This window comes from Pseudomonas sp. MAFF 730105, assembly GCF_055380705.1.
Genome location: NZ_AP018438.1, coordinates 2,770,372 through 2,785,292, shown reverse-complemented (window position 1 = coordinate 2,785,292; position 14,921 = coordinate 2,770,372). Strand labels below are relative to the sequence as shown.

18 protein-coding genes are annotated in these 14,921 nt (G+C 58.2%); 13 read left to right on the top strand and 5 right to left on the bottom strand.

The annotated features are described in order from the left end of the window. The first annotated feature begins 24 nt into the window (after positions 1 to 24). The 10 genes from PCOSP_RS12520 to PCOSP_RS12475 all read left to right on the top strand — a co-directional run bounded on the left by PCOSP_RS12520 (position 25) and on the right by PCOSP_RS12475 (position 9,058). The gene (locus PCOSP_RS12520; RefSeq protein ID WP_139642520.1) at positions 25 to 945 is read left to right on the top strand and encodes a LysR family transcriptional regulator; all 921 of its coding nucleotides are present in this window, start codon (positions 25 to 27) and stop codon (positions 943 to 945) included. A gap of 321 nt (positions 946 to 1,266) precedes the next feature. Further along, entirely contained in the window at positions 1,267 to 2,289 is a 1,023-nt protein-coding gene (locus tag PCOSP_RS12515) for an aldolase catalytic domain-containing protein (RefSeq protein ID WP_175385472.1), read from the top strand. Continuing rightward, positions 2,289 to 3,479 (top strand): isocitrate/isopropylmalate dehydrogenase family protein, encoded by a 1,191-nt coding sequence (locus tag PCOSP_RS12510; protein WP_139642084.1) that lies wholly within the window; start codon positions 2,289 to 2,291, stop codon positions 3,477 to 3,479. The genes PCOSP_RS12515 and PCOSP_RS12510 overlap by 1 nt, the downstream gene beginning before the upstream one ends. Next, positions 3,476 to 4,183: an RraA family protein gene (locus tag PCOSP_RS12505; protein WP_139642082.1), complete on the top strand. Its 708-nt coding sequence runs from the start codon at positions 3,476 to 3,478 to the stop codon at positions 4,181 to 4,183. Before PCOSP_RS12510 ends, PCOSP_RS12505 begins: the two co-directional genes overlap by 4 nt. A gap of 40 nt (positions 4,184 to 4,223) precedes the next feature. Next, positions 4,224 to 5,393 (top strand): LLM class flavin-dependent oxidoreductase, encoded by a 1,170-nt coding sequence (locus PCOSP_RS12500; RefSeq protein ID WP_139642080.1) that lies wholly within the window; start codon positions 4,224 to 4,226, stop codon positions 5,391 to 5,393. Further along, entirely contained in the window at positions 5,390 to 5,950 is a 561-nt protein-coding gene (locus tag PCOSP_RS12495; RefSeq protein WP_139642078.1) for a flavin reductase family protein, read from the top strand. Before PCOSP_RS12500 ends, PCOSP_RS12495 begins: the two co-directional genes overlap by 4 nt. 28 nt (positions 5,951 to 5,978) lie before the next feature. Continuing rightward, a complete protein-coding gene (locus PCOSP_RS12490; RefSeq protein WP_139642076.1) occupies positions 5,979 to 6,347 on the top strand; it encodes an antibiotic biosynthesis monooxygenase family protein in 369 nt (122 codons plus the stop codon). 60 nt (positions 6,348 to 6,407) lie between these two features. Next, the gene (locus PCOSP_RS12485; RefSeq protein ID WP_139642074.1) at positions 6,408 to 7,397 is read left to right on the top strand and encodes an NAD(P)H-dependent flavin oxidoreductase; all 990 of its coding nucleotides are present in this window, start codon (positions 6,408 to 6,410) and stop codon (positions 7,395 to 7,397) included. An 18-nt stretch (positions 7,398 to 7,415) separates the two neighbouring features. After that, positions 7,416 to 8,192, top strand: coding sequence for an alpha/beta hydrolase (locus PCOSP_RS12480; RefSeq protein WP_139642072.1), 777 nt, complete (start codon positions 7,416 to 7,418; stop codon positions 8,190 to 8,192). Then, positions 8,189 to 9,058, top strand: a complete 870-nt coding sequence (locus tag PCOSP_RS12475) for a DUF6282 family protein (protein ID WP_464711496.1) — start codon at positions 8,189 to 8,191, stop codon at positions 9,056 to 9,058. Before PCOSP_RS12480 ends, PCOSP_RS12475 begins: the two co-directional genes overlap by 4 nt. Before the next feature lie 116 nt (positions 9,059 to 9,174). On the opposite strand, the gene PCOSP_RS12470 is transcribed toward PCOSP_RS12475, so the two are convergent. From PCOSP_RS12470 to PCOSP_RS12455, 4 genes are all read right to left on the bottom strand, one after another. Then, a complete protein-coding gene (locus PCOSP_RS12470) occupies positions 9,175 to 10,086 on the bottom strand; it encodes a pyridoxal-phosphate dependent enzyme (RefSeq protein ID WP_464711495.1) in 912 nt (303 codons plus the stop codon). Positions 10,087 to 10,228: 142 nt separating this feature from the next. Then, positions 10,229 to 10,861 carry a VOC family protein gene (locus PCOSP_RS12465; RefSeq protein ID WP_175361439.1) on the bottom strand — a complete coding sequence of 211 codons (633 nt, stop codon included), beginning with the start codon at positions 10,859 to 10,861 and terminating at the stop codon, positions 10,229 to 10,231. Positions 10,862 to 10,869: 8 nt separating this feature from the next. Then, entirely contained in the window at positions 10,870 to 11,688 is an 819-nt protein-coding gene (locus PCOSP_RS12460; protein WP_432780422.1) for a helix-turn-helix transcriptional regulator, read from the bottom strand. 5 nt (positions 11,689 to 11,693) lie between these two features. Continuing rightward, positions 11,694 to 12,233 carry a kinase inhibitor gene (locus PCOSP_RS12455; RefSeq protein WP_432780421.1) on the bottom strand — a complete coding sequence of 180 codons (540 nt, stop codon included), beginning with the start codon at positions 12,231 to 12,233 and terminating at the stop codon, positions 11,694 to 11,696. Between the two features lie 410 nt (positions 12,234 to 12,643). On the opposite strand from PCOSP_RS12455, the gene PCOSP_RS12450 reads away from it, so the two are divergent. Continuing rightward, the gene (locus PCOSP_RS12450; RefSeq protein ID WP_464711493.1) at positions 12,644 to 13,048 is read left to right on the top strand and encodes a hypothetical protein; all 405 of its coding nucleotides are present in this window, start codon (positions 12,644 to 12,646) and stop codon (positions 13,046 to 13,048) included. 249 nt (positions 13,049 to 13,297) lie between these two features. Continuing rightward, the gene (locus tag PCOSP_RS12445) at positions 13,298 to 13,690 is read left to right on the top strand and encodes an ester cyclase (RefSeq protein WP_464711492.1); all 393 of its coding nucleotides are present in this window, start codon (positions 13,298 to 13,300) and stop codon (positions 13,688 to 13,690) included. Between the two features lie 58 nt (positions 13,691 to 13,748). Here the strand turns inward: PCOSP_RS12445 and PCOSP_RS12440 are convergent, their stop codons facing one another. Next, positions 13,749 to 14,018 carry a YceK/YidQ family lipoprotein gene (locus PCOSP_RS12440; protein ID WP_464711490.1) on the bottom strand — a complete coding sequence of 90 codons (270 nt, stop codon included), beginning with the start codon at positions 14,016 to 14,018 and terminating at the stop codon, positions 13,749 to 13,751. 504 nt (positions 14,019 to 14,522) lie between these two features. On the opposite strand from PCOSP_RS12440, the gene PCOSP_RS12435 reads away from it, so the two are divergent. Then, entirely contained in the window at positions 14,523 to 14,915 is a 393-nt protein-coding gene (locus tag PCOSP_RS12435) for a hypothetical protein (RefSeq protein ID WP_464711489.1), read from the top strand. Positions 14,916 to 14,921: the final 6 nt, after the last annotated feature.

Here is a 14,921-nt window from a genome sequence, read left to right as displayed (position 1 = left end):
GAACCACTCGGACGGAGTCACGATATGGATGTTAGCAGCACCTCACTCACAGCCACGCAAACCGTCGATTTCCCTGTGGACAGCACCCAGTTCGACTGGGAAAACCTTCGATACTTCATTGCCTTTGCGAGGATACGGTCCCTGGCGGCTGCGGCACGATCGTTGAACGTCGAGCACGCCACCGTCTCACGACGGATAGCCGCCCTCGAAACGGCCCTGAAGATACGCTTGGTGGACCGACGCAGCCACCGATACGAGTTGACCGAAAACGGCGAACGAATCGCCCAATTGGGTAACCGCATGCAGGAAACGGCTTGTGCCTTGAGTCGCGCGGTCTGCGCGATTCGCACCGATAAAGTCGCGGACATTACCCTTAGCGCGCCTCCCCACCTGACGACACACTTCATTGCGCCACATCTGGGCCGGTTAAGGGAACAATGCCCTGACGTCAACGTGCGGATCCTGTCCAACCCACGCATGGCTTCCATGGCCAGGCGCGAAGCGGATATCGCAATCAGCGTCGGGCGCCCGACCGAGACGGATCTGGTCGTGCGCAAGATCGGCACCTTGGACTTCGGCTTCTTCGCCGCACCCTCCTATCTCCAGGACCGAGCGGCTTCAGCCTATGAATTCATTGCCCATGACGATGAGCAGGAACCCTCCCCTCAGCGCATCTGGCTGGAGAATGCGGCAGGCCAACGGCCCGTGGTGTTAAGGGTAAAATCCTTCGATGTACAGGCCGAAGCGGCCAGGGCGGGGGCTGGTATCGCGTTGCTGCCTGTATTCATGAGCGATGCCTCAGGTGGATTGCAAAGGGTCCCGGTCGAAGAGCAGCCATTACATGCTGAATTATGGCTGGTGGTCCATCGCGACATGCGAAATGCCCCCGGAATACGGGCAATGATGGACTTCGTCATTCATTGTTTTGCCCAGCAACATCGCTAATGAATGGTTCGACTCGACTGGGAAATTTTTAACAGCCGCTGTTAAAAACAACCTGTTTACAACCTGTGGGATATTGTCCAGTATCGAACCAGGTCAGGCAAATTAGCTGCCGCTTAAAGCGTGACCTCAAACAAAGCTGTATCGCTGCATTCCTACAATAATAAATCTCCCTGCCCGTACGATGAATAATGCTGCCGCTACCGGCAGACTGTTATACGTATTCGGCTGCGCAAGACATTGTTACTCCTGGTTGCCTCTGTTTATTCGAAGTAAAAACGGCACACTTGCGTGCCTTCGAAACATGATAAAGGGACTGTATTCATGAACCAGATAAAGATTATCGATGTCACGCTGCGAGATGGTGGGTACCGTAATGATTTCAACTTTACTGTTGATTACGCCCAATCTGCAATTTCTCAAATGATCGAAGCCGGCATTCCTTATTGCGAGATCGGTTACCGCAACGGTTCGTTTGTGCGCAAGCATGAGCATGGTCTCACCAGTGCTGTCGACGCTCGCTACCTGAACGCGGTCCATGCGGCCGCAGCGGGTAGGATCGACCTGTGCGTCATGGTGCACCCGCACAACGTCGATACCAGCGATTTCCAGTTGCTTCAAGAGCATGGCGTATCAATGATCAGGGTTTGCCTGCGCCGCGACCGCCTGGAAGATGGGCTGGCCACCGTGCGGCTAGCCAAGTCCTACGGTTTCCAGGTAAGCGCGAATATCACGCACGTCACGACGCTGGGGCCCGCGGAAATATCCGATATGAGCCTGCGCGCGGAAAACGCCGGGGCAGACTTGCTGGTGTTTGCGGACTCAAACGGCAACATGATTCCGACCGATGTCGACCGGCTGATCACGCGAATATCCAGCCGGGTCCTGATTCCCCTGGGCTTTCATGCCCATAACAATCTCTCCCTGGCGCTTTCCAACTCAATCGCCGCCATGGATGCCGGGGCCGAATACATCGATGCATCCATTTGCGGCATGGGAAAGGGAGCCGGCAACCTGCACTTGGGTGTGTTTGTCGCGTACCTGCAGCGTGCCGGTATTCGCAATGACTATGATCTGGTAAGCGCCCTGCATTTATCCCAGCTCACCGCCGACACTGTGCCGGCCAGCAGCCTTCCGTTGTCGCTGACGGATGTCATGATGGGCACTTACAACATGCCCTTCGATGTTCAGCAACGCCTAGATGAAGTGATAAAGGCGCACCGCCCCGCTTCAACTTTCCATGCTTTGCAAATATTGCATGAACAAGGCAACCGCAAATCGGAAAAACCTATAAAGCCGTTACCGACAACTCTGTCGCCCTCACTTGCAAGTGGAGGTATTCGCTAATGAGCCAGCGCCAACAAGTATGTGTTCTGGCAGGCGACGGCATAGGCGTCGAAGTCACCGAGGCGGTACTGCCGCTATTTGAAGCCCTTGAGTTGCCCATCGATCTGAAGTTTGGAGATATCGGTTGGAGCTGCTGGCAGAAGGAGGGAAATTGCATTCCGGATAGAACCTGGGACCTGATCAACGAAAGTAACGCAACGCTGTTGGGAGCCATTACCAGCAAGCCTCTTCGTGAAGCAGAAGCAGAACTTTCGTCAACACTCAGGGGGACCGGGCGGGTTTATGTTTCGCCAGTAATCCAGCTTCGCCAGAAACTCGGGCTGTTTGCCAACGTGCGGCCTGTTACCGATGTGCTGGGCAATAACCGCTATCGCTTTTCGGTGATTCGAGAGAACACCGAAGGCCTGTACGCCGGGCTGGATTTCGCCAGCATTCCGCAAGCCTTCGAGCCGATACTGGCTGAGCGCGAACGCAACGGAGCGCCGTGGACGCGCGAGAGCTGCACCGACGCCACGATGACGGTGCGTCTGCAAACCCGCGCAGGGCTTTTGCGGCTGTTCCGCTTTGCGTTCGAGCACGCGCGCCAACAAGGCTACGACCGCGTCACGCTGGCGGACAAGCCCAACGTCCTGCGGTACAGCGGCGCGTTTGCCCGAGAGATCCTGGAATCGGTTGCCGCGGATTTCCCCGACATCCAATGCAACATCGATAACGTTGACGCCGTTGCGTTGTGGATGGTTCGACGGCCAGAACGCTTCGGGGTGATCGTGGCGGAAAACATGTTCGGAGACATTCTTTCCGACCTCGGGGCTGGCGTCATGGGTGGCCTGGGCCTGGCTCCCAGCGCGAACATCGGGGCCCAGGGAGCCTACTTCGAACCCGTGCACGGCAGCGCGCCCGCCTATGCGGGCCAGCACCGGGCCAACCCGAGCGCGATGTTTCTGTCCGTCGCGCTGATGCTTGAACACCTTGGACATGCCCACGCCGCCCAAGCGACTCGAAACGCGGTTGCCCAGGTGGCACGCAGTGATTGCCGCACCTACGACCTGGGCGGAACGGCCAGCACCTTCGAAGTCGCGACGGCCATCGTCAAGCACACCCTCGAAGGGGCGGCACTGCTTGACGGGGTGACATCCCGGCAGTCCGTAAACCAGGACAAGCACGCCTTGAAAAAAGGAGCCCACGCATGAACGCGATCATTTCTCCCGTCGTGAAAGACAACGATGCACTGCTCAAAGCCTGCGAGGCACTCGACACCGCCAGTCTGTCGGACGCACTCGACAGCCTGGGACTGGCCGGGGGCCTGGCAGGTCTCAATCAGCAGGTCCCGGGAACCCGCTGCGTGGGCTTCGCCTACACGGTGTTGTATGAGCCCGTGCATCAACGAAGCGGCTTCAGGACCGCTGCCAACTACATCGATGAGGTGCCGTCCGACGCGGTAATTGTGTCCAGCAACCCTGGGCGCACCGACTGCACGACATGGGGCGACATCCTGACCCACGTCGCGAAAAGCCGGGGCATTCGCGGCACGCTGATCGACGGGGCCGCGCGGGATATCGATACGGTCCAACGCCTGAACTACCCACTGTTCAGTCGCGCCCGCTTCATGCAATCGGCGAAGAACCGAGTGCAGCTCAAGGCAACCCAGGTTCCCGTGCAGATATCCGGCGTCACGGTCAATCCAGGCGACCTGGTGATCTGCGACAGCAGCGGCTGCCTCGCCATACCTGCCGACAAGGCCGAACAGGTCATCCAACGCGCCCAGGCCGTCGAGCAGACCGAGAAAGACATCATCCAGAGCGTGAGCGATGGCGCCACCCTGGAACAGGCCCGCGCCCTGCACCGCTACGACCAGCCCTGGCTGTCACCCAAGGAAAAGCAAGCCAACGTTTGAGTTACGACTTATTCCATTCATTTGAAAGAGTACTCATGACATGACCACTGCAAACGTTTCCATTCGCAAACCGAATCCGGTGCGCGACAGCCAGAACAAAATCAAACTCGGCGTGTTCGGCTTCAATATTGAAGGCGGCTGCACGCTGACCACCGCTCCGGAGCGCCACCGAGCGGCTGACTGGCAAAGCAACCTGGCAATCGCCACCCTGGCCGATCGAGCAGGCCTTGAGCTTTTGCTGCCCGTGGGTCGTTGGCGCGGCTGGGAAGGCGCCAGCAATCCGATGGGCGTCTCCTACGAAACCTACACCTGGGCCGCTGGCCTCGCATCGGTCACCGAGCAGATCGCACTGTTCACCACGTCGCACTTGTCCACGGTCCACCCATTGTTTGCCGCCAAACAGGCGGCGACCATCGACCACATCAGTGGCGGCCGCTTCGGGTTGAACATGATCTGCGGTTGGTTCGGCCAGGAAATGGGCATGTTCAATGGTCACCAGCGTGACCACGACAAACGCTACGACCATGCCGATGAATGGATAGAGATCGCCAGAAAAGCATGGGAGGCCAACGGATACTTCGACTATGAGGGCGAGTTTTTCAACGTCAAGCAAGGCTACGCCGAACCCAAGCCGATCAACCGGCCGTTCCTGATGAACGCTGGCGGCTCTCCAAGGGGTCGCCAATTCTGTGCCAAGCACTGCGACGCCGCGTTCCTGATCCTCAAGCACGAAGATGACGACGACACCATCCGCGAACAGATCAAGGCCTACCGCGACCTTGCGCGCCTGGAACATGGCCGGGAACTGCAGATATGGGTGTATGCCTACGTCGTTCACGAAGACACCCTGAGCCAGGCGCACCAGAAGCTCGACTACTACGTGACCCAGCATGGAGACGACGCCGCGCTGGATAACGTGACCCGCGAGATCGGTGTGCAGAGCGGTATGTTCAAGGACGCCGCCGATGCCGAGCGTTTCCGTTTCCATTTCAAGGCGGGTTTTGCTGGCGTGCCGTTGGTGGGTACCTCGCAAATGATCGTCGACCAGATGCAGCGCTGGTCCGACCTGGGTGTGGACGGCATCAACCTGACCTGGCTGGACTACCAGAGCGGGCTTGAGCGCTTCGTCAAGGAAGTGTTGCCGTTGATGGAGCAAGCCGGCCAGCGCGCGCCGCACAAGCCTGTCAGGATCATGGAGGCCGTGGCATGAGCAGATATTCTCGAGCCCGCAGTGTTTCGGGCAACGTCGCGATCCTGCCGATTCCTACCGACGTTGATCCGGGCGAATTGACGGATCAGTTCAAGAACGCCATGCGCAGGTTGACGTCCAGCGTAGCGATCATCGCCAGCCGCGACGGCGATGACCCCGTGGGCATGGTCGCGACTGCCGTGATCTCGGTGAGCACCTCGCCCCCTGCGCTGCTGATTTGCGTCAACCGCTCCGCCAGCCTCCACAGCCCGCTCACGCTGTCCGGGCGCTTTAGCGTCAATCTACTGAGCGCGGCCCATAGCGCTCTGGTGCCGGTGTTCGCCGGGCAGGTCAAAGGCCCCGAACGTTTCGCCCACGGGCAATGGGAAGATGTCCAGGGTCTGCCCTGCCTGGCGGATGCGCAATCGAGCCTTATCTGCACCTTGGACAAACGCCTCAGCTATGGCTCCCACGATGTGATCATCGGCCGCGTCGACGCAGTCCAGTTCGCCGAGCCTATCAATCCACTGCTTTGGGAAAACGGCAGCCCGGCGATATCCGCCCGGCTGACGCAATGACCCACCCCCATCTCCAGGAGAATGACTCATGACTCAGATCGAACAATTCCAGGCGCCACAATCGGGCGAAGACCAAGCCATTTTTCTGGTGAACGTCGTCCATGTGAATCCAGGCCAGCAAGATGCCGCCCTGGCCGTCCTGCGCGATACCGTCCAGTACGTGGCGCAAACCTACCCGGCCTTCCAGTGGAGCCGACTGTACAAAAGCCTCGACGGGAAGACCGTCATCAACCAGGCGCAATGGACCAGCAAAGAAGCCTTCGACTCGTTGTTTCAGGACGAGTCATTCATGTCACGTTATTCGGGCCTCAAGGACACCGGGACCTGGGAGTTTCACCTTTACCAGGTGAGCGATTTCATTCCCCAGGCGCTGACCGCGGCCCTCATCACTGAGTGAAAAAAAAGCCGAAACGGGCAGGCCCCGCTGGCCTGTCCGTACGACAACAGGAGTATCGATATGGCTGATCTCAACACGCGCCTTACACAACGCTTCAATATTTCCCACCCCATCGTCCTCGCGCCCATGGGGGGTGCCTCGGGGGCGAAACTGGCTACCGCGGTATCCAAGGCCGGTGGATTGGGGCTGGTCGGCGCCAGCTACGGCGACGAACAGTGGATGCGCACCGAGCTGGCGCCCATGCGAGAGCTGAAACAGCCATGGGGCGTCGGCCTGGTGATGTTCACCGTGGCACGGAACATGGCGCTGCTGGATCTGGCACTGGAATACGGACCCAACGCCATAGCCTTGTCATTTGGCGATCCTGCGGCATTCGTGCCGATCATTCATCGGGCCGGCGCAAAAGTTATCGTGCAGATCCATGAGCTGGACCAGGCCAGTGCGGCCCTGGACGCCGGGGCCGATGCCCTGATCGTCCAAGGCGCCGAGGCAGGCGGGCATAGCTTGCGCCGCGGCCTGATGCCACTGTTGCCCGCCGTGCAGGATCAAGTCGGCGACAAGGTTCCGCTGATTGCGGCCGGAGGTATCGCAGATGGGCGTGGCGTGGCGGCAGCATTGATGCTGGGGGCCGACGGAGTCATGTTAGGTACACGCTTCCTCGCGTCCGAGGAGGCCCTGCCTTCTGCCGCGTTCAAAAAGCGCCTGATCGAATCCAGTACGTCGGACACGGTGCGCACGCGAATTTTCGATCTGGTGCGCGGCATCGAATGGCCTGAACACTACAGCGGCCGGGCCATCGCCAACCGGTTTTCGCAAGCGTGGCTGGGCCGCGACGAGGCACTGCGAGAGGCGCCGGATTCGATCCGACAGGACTATGCCCGGGCGGTTCTCGCCGACGATCTCGACAACCGCGCGATATGGGCAGGTGAGGTTCTGGATCTGGTCGGCGACATCAAGCCGGCACGCCAGATCGTCCACGATTTGTTGAGCGAAACCACGCGAATCCTGCGCAACAGTCAACAACTGTTGGCTCTCGACAAAATCGCTTGAGCACCCGGGAGAAAGATTATGCAAACGTCCAATGCAGTAAGCTGCCAATGGGGCAACGGCAATCAACTGGCGGTGGTCATGTCACCGGTCATGCCCGTTTGGGATGAAGGTCTGTTCTTCCAGCCCATGATCGCGCCTCTGGTAAAAGCGGGTTACCGGGTGGTCGTATTCGACACGCTATCGCTGCTGGCTGACGAGAGCGAATCCCTTGAAGATTTTTCGCAGCGTTGGCAACACGTGTTGTCGGCGCTGGGCCATATCGATCTGCTGGTAGGCTCGGCCCTGGGTGGCGCGGTCGTCCAGGCGTTACTCGGCACCCGCCTCGCGACCCGGGTCAGCAATGTGCTGTTGCTGTCCTCCCCTGCGCTGGCGGATGGAATTCTAGATGGTCGACTGGGGAAAATGGCCGATCTGGCCCTGCTTGGCGATCTTGAACAAGCGCTTCAACTGCTCGATCAATTCGTACAACCGGCGACCCGGACACGCCCCAGCGGGCCAATCGACATCGACCAAGCCAGTGCCGCACTCCAGGCCAAGCGCCTGCACCTGGGTTTCCGGCTGCTCAATCGCCTCGATCTGCGGCAGGCCAGCCACAGTTTTCCCGGTGCGTTACTGACGGTCTATGGTGAACAGTCACAGCTGGTGCGCGGTATCAACGTGCATGTCAACGAGCAGGCCCGCCATTACCGCTTACCCATTCCCGATGGCGGCATGCGCCCATTGCTCGACGCGCCGGCATTGGTCATGCGCACCGTGCGCGAGCACTTGGGCATCAATCTGGAGGTGGCCGCATGAGCCACCCACGGCGTTTACTCGAAGCTGACTTTATCGATGTGCATTATCACGCAGGTCCCGACGCCTACCTGCGGCGCCACGGTGTGATGGAGACCGGTCGGCGCTACAGCTCGCTGAACGGCTGGGTGGTGCTGAAGAACCACCTGGGCTGCAGCGCTTCACAAGCCTGGGAGGCCCGACAGGAAGGACTTCCCGTCTCCGGCTCGGTGGTACTCAATGAAATCGTCGGCGGTATCGATTTCCGAGTGGTACAGCGTTCGCTGTGCCAACACGGAGACAGCGAAGCCCGGCTGATCGTGCACCTTCCCACCGTCACGGGTCGCACCCACCAGTCCCGCCTCAAGCGCAACAGTGCCCATTGGATCCTGGATAAATACCCGATCCGGCCGCTGACCGTCAGCCACGAAGGGAAACTGAACGGACAAACATTGGATGTGCTGCGGATGGCCCGGGACTACCCGATCGTCATCTCTACCGGCCATGCCGACGCCCAGGAAGTGCGTCTGTTGATCGACGCGGCGGTTCGGTTGGATGTGCCCCGATTGATGCTCAACCAACCGGCCAATCCTTTAACCGGTTTGGACGCCGGTGCCCTGCTGGAGTTGGCTCAAGCGCCCATGGTCTACACCGAACAAACCGCACTGACCTATCTGCTCGGCTACCAGTCATGGGAAGACTTCACCCAGGTCCTGCGCGACGTGCCCAGGGCGCTCTATAGTTCCGACCTGGGCCAGACCTCTCAACCTGATATCGAACAATGGCAGGTAGACAGTTTGCTTTGGTTCGAACGGATGCGATTAGGCAGTCAGCGAGCGCAGCAGGTCACCCGAGGGAATGCACAAGAACTGTTGCGACTGGAGCCGTAGCGCGGACGGACCGGTGCTTGTTTGGCGCGTCTTGCACTAACGCCGCGAGCACCGGCGTATTCCCGTCGACGCCACCTGCATCTGGCTAACCACCACGTACCCAAGAACTGTTTTTGTTAGCCTCGGAAGCTGGACAGTGACTCGATGGTTGCAGTGGAGCCACCGCACACAATGACCAACACGTTGCTGAAATCACTCAGGGCCACTTTGTTTCCGTAGAGCAGCGCCAGGGCCGCCCCGCAGGCTGGCTCGACCAGCGTACGGTGGTCATTCAGGTAAACTAGGCACGCGCCAACAGCCTCTTGATCAGTAACCTGCACCGGTACCACTCGACGCTCTTTCGAAATGTCGAATGCGCGTTGACAAACCTGCCTGGCACCGAGCGAGGTTGCCGCTCCGGACAACACCGTTACTTCCGTTAGCTGCCCCGCTTTGATAGACGCATTGAACGATGCCATTCCCTCCGTCTCGACGGCGTAGATCGGGATGCTACCAAGGCCATTACGGCACAAGCCCCTATCGACACCGGCCAGAAGGCCACCACCGCCGACAGAGAGCACGACGGCATCGGGGCGGACACCTTCGGCAACAACCTCATCAATCATTGAGGCGTGCCCTTCCCACAGGAGCGGATCGTCGAACGGGTGGATGAAGGCGTCATCAGATGTCAGCAACGAACGGGCAAGCTCATTCGCCTCGAACCAAGACTTGCCATGAACGATTACTTCAGCCCCCTCCAAGCCCAACAGGTTTCGCGCCCGCTCAGTAGTGGTTTCTGGAACAACGACGATGACAGGAACGCCAAGTCGACGCCCGGCATAGGCAACCGCCAGTCCGGCATTGCCGCCTGACGAAGAGATAAAGCGCTTGGCACCCCGGGCATGATGTTGCTCGCAGGCGTACCCCACTCCACGAATCTTGAACGAGCCAGAAGGTTGTGCTGCCTCCATTTTCATCCATACCTTGGTGCCAGCCAGTTGACTAAAAGGCAGGGATTCCAGAAGAGGGGTCTTGATGCTCAGGGACATATTTTCAGCTCCGTATCACGAGGTACTCATCAGGCCAGCGCCTGTTTTAAAGCCAGCGCGTAATCAAGCTGACTGCGCCTTTTTCCTGAATCCATTGGTTCCTAGGGTCAGAAGGTGTAAACCTTATTCAGGACGCGACACCCTATAAATTCCTGAGCCCCGCTGGTGTTTCGATACAGGAAACCAAGCGTGACGCTTCAATGCTATCGCATCGATGAAGCCGAACTGGCCCGGAAAAATTCATGGCATCAAGCAGGTGGCTGATCCTCTCTGGCGCAGGATGGAAAATATCGAGCATCTGCAATGAGCAACCTTTATCTTCAAGCATCGCTGCAGGGTGCGCCGGCTGTCCCCATTGAATCAGGCTGGGGGCGGCTCCCCCCAAAGGCAATCCACCGTCCGCCAAAATCGTAATATCCCAGCACAACTCACCTCGGCTCATCGGCTGTACCTGGCCGACGACTTCCGCGAACATCGAGCCAAGCGATTTCAGGCTGTCGGTTCCAGCAACCCAATGGGCCAGCCGAGGAGACGCGTTGTCTGGTAACCCGTCCAGGGCGAACCAGCGAGGCCGCCCTACAGGCGGGGCCGCCGGGTTGATAGCGATCACTTCCAGATAGAAACTCGTCCCCAGTCGCAGCAGCTTGTTGTGGGTTCCCATAAGCGAATGACAGCCGCCTTGTTGAAGCTCCACACCCAATCGTTGACTCACGAAGCGCTCACCCGCCTCCAACGTAGGCGCCACGACGACTAAATGGTCCAGTGATGTCTGCATGACGGCTCCTAGATCCCTGCCCGCAATTCACGTGGCGACAGACCATAGTGTGAGCGAAAGCGCACCGCAAAACGTGAAGCCGAGGCGTAACCGCAGGCCGCAGCAATTTCCCCGATAGGGCGAGACGTTGTTTGCAACCCTTGCAACGCCGTCGCCAGTCGAACGCTCTCCAGGATATTCCTGAAACTGTCCCCCTCATTCGCCAATTGGCGACGCAACGTCGACTCACCCAGGTTCAGGCGTTGTGCGATGGTCGCAACCGTCCAGTCTTTCTCCGGGTTGCCCATGACGATCTGCTGCACACGTTCACGAACGGGGTCGTTGCGTCCCATCAGCAGAGGTCCGGCCTGGCCACCCAGGCACAGACTCAGAAGAACCGCCTCCCCATAGAGCGCGCGTAATGCATCCGGGGAGTTCGCATGGATAGAGGCCAACAATTGATCCCACGCCTGTGTGGTGTGCCTGTCCAGAGGGACGCATAGATCGGTCTTCAGTACACCCTGACGGCTCATGATCTGCTGGCTATACCGGGCGCTGAAGTTACGCAATATCGAGATGGGAAAGGTGACTGCATCGGCGATGTAGTGACCGTGAAGTCCGGGGAAGTTTGAGAAGCCCAGCTCGCGTCCGGCAGGCATCAGAATCAGATGTTGCGGCCCGGCGCGCATCTCCCGATCATCCCATTGCAACAGCTTTTCCCCTTGTCGCACCCGACACAAGGTGGTCACGAACACCGGCATCCTTGGCAAGGTCAATGGCTGTCGCGCCCGTATGACACACGCATCGATAATGTTTTCCCGGTGCTGTATGCCGTCACAAGGGCGCATCGTTCTTAACGTCCGTAAGTTGAAGTAATAGTCGCTTTGGCAAGGGCGTTGGCATTGAGCATGTAGCCAACCAAGGCACCACTGGCCTCACTGTCGAGCGGTAGCTTATCTACTTTCAACGCCCATACGGTGAATTGATATCGATGGGGTTTATCCCCTACAGGTGGGCAAGCCCCGCCAAATCCCGGCCGGCCATAATCGGTCCGCCCTTGTACTGCGCCGGCAGGCAGGTTCGCTCCCACGCCTCTTGGCAAGCTATGGGTAGAAGTCGGCAGGTTGACCACCGTCCAATGCCACCAACCGCTACCGGTCGGCGCATCGGGATCATAGACCGTGATTGCATAACTTCTGGTACCGGCGGGAGCGTTTGCCCAGGAAAGCTCAGGAGAAGTGTTGCCACCTTCGCAACCGAAACCTTGGAACACTTCGCGTTTGGTCAGCGGACGGTTGTCAGCAATATCCTGGCTGGTCAGTGAGAAGTCGGCGGCATATCCACTGAATGCTACTGCCATGGAAAGTGCAGGCAGGACTGATCTGATGTTCATCGCGGCTCCATCTGAGTCTTAGAGTGAAGCTCGAGTCTAGGTTGAACAAAGCGTGGCTACTGTGCCGAAATGCTCGATAAGCGTGCCGAAATGCTCTTTTTTGTTTGGGAAGCGATCCCCTGGCTTCCGTGGGCGATTTCGCCTCTAACCCACAGTTGTGCTCAACCTCAACACTACCCGTTTCGCGCCGCGCAAACGCCAGTCGCCCTCGCCGCAGTGAGTTCCGCCCAGATACCACGGCCATCGGTCGAAACTGCGTGTGTAAGTGGTACTACTCCCCTCCGCGCTTTTGGTAGCAGGCGCTTTTGGACAATTGACGCTTCTGGTCAGCCCTCGCAACACTTCACGCCGCTCACAATAATAATTACTGCCGGGCGCCTAGGCGTGCGGATGAGACAAGGAGTTCTTAAATGCTTGGTTACTATGCGCAATACAGCAAGGAATACATCACAACCCTGATGGTGGTGACCACCCTCTTCTTTGCCTTGCCCATCTTTTTCGCCCCGCTCCAATGGGCCCGGCTTATGCGCTGGAGCGTCCCCGAACACGAACATCTGGCTATCTATTTCGGCCGTTGCCTCGGTGCATTCATCCTTGTCGTTGAAGTAGCGATGTTGCGTTCAGCCACCACCGGCACCAGTTTCAGTTATGCCTTCGATATTCTTTTCGTGGTCTTCACGCTGATGTTCTTCGTGCATGTCTACGGCGCAATCAAACAGATCCAGCCTATTACCGAAACGCTCGAAATCGGTTTCTGGATGATCCTCTTCGTACTCAATATTCTGTTCTACCCAGCCGCCAGCATCACGCTGTAAAACCTTCACTGGCCCGCGACCGGAAGTTCGCCGGCCGCCGTTCAACCCTATTGAAAGTCAGCATTGCCTGGCGCCATCGCGTCGGCGTCCCCGTGTCCGCCGGACGCTCCGCCATGGTCGTTCAGCAACGCGATGACCACTGTCACCTACACCGCTGACTTTCTACTCTGCTCACTGCCTTGATGAGACATCACAATCGGACCTAGGATCGCAAAGGCAAGAACAGACATGAAGAGGAGAATCAGCCCCATGAGCCCGAACCTTGCCGATCTTTATAGCGACTACATCGCCTGCCTGAATGCACAGGACTGGGAAAACCTGGGCCATTTTGTGCACCCGGATGTGGTTCACAACGCGAAACCATTAGGGTTGCACGGCTATCGAAGCATGCTGGAAGCAGATTATCGGGCTATCCCCGACTTGCGCTTTGCGATTGCATTCCTGGTGATCGACCCACCTAAGTTGGCAGCTCGCCTGGCCTTCAATTGCGCACCGGTTGGGGAATTCCTGGGCCTGGCGGTGAATGGGACACGCATCTCGTTCGCCGAAAACGTCTTCTACGCGTTCGAGGACGGCAGGATCCGCGAGGTCTGGTCGGTCATCGATAAGACAGCGATCGAAGCTCAGCTCCGATCAGCGTAGCCTCAGCTCTTCAACCAGGCCCTGTCGCAGCCGTCCTGATGGTCGAGATCAGCCAGCGCTACTCGTCGGCACTCTTCATATGAAAAATCGTGTACGGCAGGATCAGCGTATCGGCGACGAAACTGAACGGCAGGTCAATGACTGCAAACGGCGTCAGGGCACTCATGGCCCCAGCGTTGTCGTCCGTCGCGCCTTTGATGATCTCCAGATCGACAGTAACGCCGCAGTAAGGATGGAGGCCGCACATGTGCCCGTAGCTGGAGCTTTCGTTGACAGTCGCGCACCCTGGCAGCAGCGCCATGGTCATAGCCGTTAGCATCAACCGCATGATGTACCCTCACCCTGGAAGGGCGAGACTGTAGCACTGAAACCGGCCCACCTCTCATTGTTGCTACGGAAGATTTTGCAGCGCGTCGTCTACAGCGCGGGACGTTGCGACTTGTCCCACTCCTCGCCGTGGCCGCGCTATACCCTCAGCGGCAGCTAAGTGACAACCTCGAGCGGCATCGCAGATTAGGTGCGAGCGTGCTTCCCTCAATCAACGACAGGATGCCCCGAACGATGGAGTTGGGTGACCTCGCCACACTGCTGGGGTATCGCGCGCCCCCAAATTTCAGGCAAAAAAAACCACTCATCTGAGTGGGCAATCCTGTCTTTTTTAGCAGTGTTCGCCATAACAGGTGTTCGCCCCACGCTAAGCCCTCAAACAATAAAAATGGCTGGTTTGAACAATATTGTGGCCAGCCTGTGCAATTAAGCCGGATCGCTTGCAGAGTATCCTGAAACCGCAGGACATCACAGCGGTTTGGCAACGTGTCGAAGGACTAGAGAAATGCGTATAGACGCCACACACTTTCCGTTCGTTTGGTTGCAAAAAACCACACTGGGCCATAGCCAGGAAGAATCGCTTGCCGAGTTTGAAGCCTTGCTTGCTCGCAATGAGCCCTTCGTATTGATAAGCAATGAAGGTCTGGACAAGGAGCAGCCGGAACACTCACCAGAGGAACTGAAACAATCAGCCCTATGGATGAAGCGCCACAAAAGCGAACTCAAGCGTTATGTCAAAGCCTCGATTCATATCGAATCAAATCTCGCCAAACGGCTGGCAGGCAAAGCGTTCGCAATCATGTATGAAAAATTCTGGGGTTATCCCATGCTCATCGCAACCACTGAAGATGAAGCCTTGGCGCTGGCGCGGAAGTTAGTGCAACCAAAGGAAAAATAGCGGCGT

Coding starts and splice junctions, on each gene's coding strand:
- PCOSP_RS12520 (WP_139642520.1), top strand. CDS start 25: ATGGATGTTAGCAGCACCTCACTCACAGCCACGCAAACCGTCGATTTC.
- PCOSP_RS12515 (WP_175385472.1), top strand. CDS start 1,267: ATGAACCAGATAAAGATTATCGATGTCACGCTGCGAGATGGTGGGTAC.
- PCOSP_RS12510 (WP_139642084.1), top strand. CDS start 2,289: ATGAGCCAGCGCCAACAAGTATGTGTTCTGGCAGGCGACGGCATAGGC.
- PCOSP_RS12505 (WP_139642082.1), top strand. CDS start 3,476: ATGAACGCGATCATTTCTCCCGTCGTGAAAGACAACGATGCACTGCTC.
- PCOSP_RS12500 (WP_139642080.1), top strand. CDS start 4,224: ATGACCACTGCAAACGTTTCCATTCGCAAACCGAATCCGGTGCGCGAC.
- PCOSP_RS12495 (WP_139642078.1), top strand. CDS start 5,390: ATGAGCAGATATTCTCGAGCCCGCAGTGTTTCGGGCAACGTCGCGATC.
- PCOSP_RS12490 (WP_139642076.1), top strand. CDS start 5,979: ATGACTCAGATCGAACAATTCCAGGCGCCACAATCGGGCGAAGACCAA.
- PCOSP_RS12485 (WP_139642074.1), top strand. CDS start 6,408: ATGGCTGATCTCAACACGCGCCTTACACAACGCTTCAATATTTCCCAC.
- PCOSP_RS12480 (WP_139642072.1), top strand. CDS start 7,416: ATGCAAACGTCCAATGCAGTAAGCTGCCAATGGGGCAACGGCAATCAA.
- PCOSP_RS12475 (WP_464711496.1), top strand. CDS start 8,189: ATGAGCCACCCACGGCGTTTACTCGAAGCTGACTTTATCGATGTGCAT.
- PCOSP_RS12470 (WP_464711495.1), bottom strand. CDS start 10,086: ATGTCCCTGAGCATCAAGACCCCTCTTCTGGAATCCCTGCCTTTTAGT.
- PCOSP_RS12465 (WP_175361439.1), bottom strand. CDS start 10,861: ATGCAGACATCACTGGACCATTTAGTCGTCGTGGCGCCTACGTTGGAG.
- PCOSP_RS12460 (WP_432780422.1), bottom strand. CDS start 11,688: ATGCGCCCTTGTGACGGCATACAGCACCGGGAAAACATTATCGATGCG.
- PCOSP_RS12455 (WP_432780421.1), bottom strand. CDS start 12,233: ATGAACATCAGATCAGTCCTGCCTGCACTTTCCATGGCAGTAGCATTC.
- PCOSP_RS12450 (WP_464711493.1), top strand. CDS start 12,644: ATGCTTGGTTACTATGCGCAATACAGCAAGGAATACATCACAACCCTG.
- PCOSP_RS12445 (WP_464711492.1), top strand. CDS start 13,298: ATGAGCCCGAACCTTGCCGATCTTTATAGCGACTACATCGCCTGCCTG.
- PCOSP_RS12440 (WP_464711490.1), bottom strand. CDS start 14,018: ATGCGGTTGATGCTAACGGCTATGACCATGGCGCTGCTGCCAGGGTGC.
- PCOSP_RS12435 (WP_464711489.1), top strand. CDS start 14,523: ATGCGTATAGACGCCACACACTTTCCGTTCGTTTGGTTGCAAAAAACC.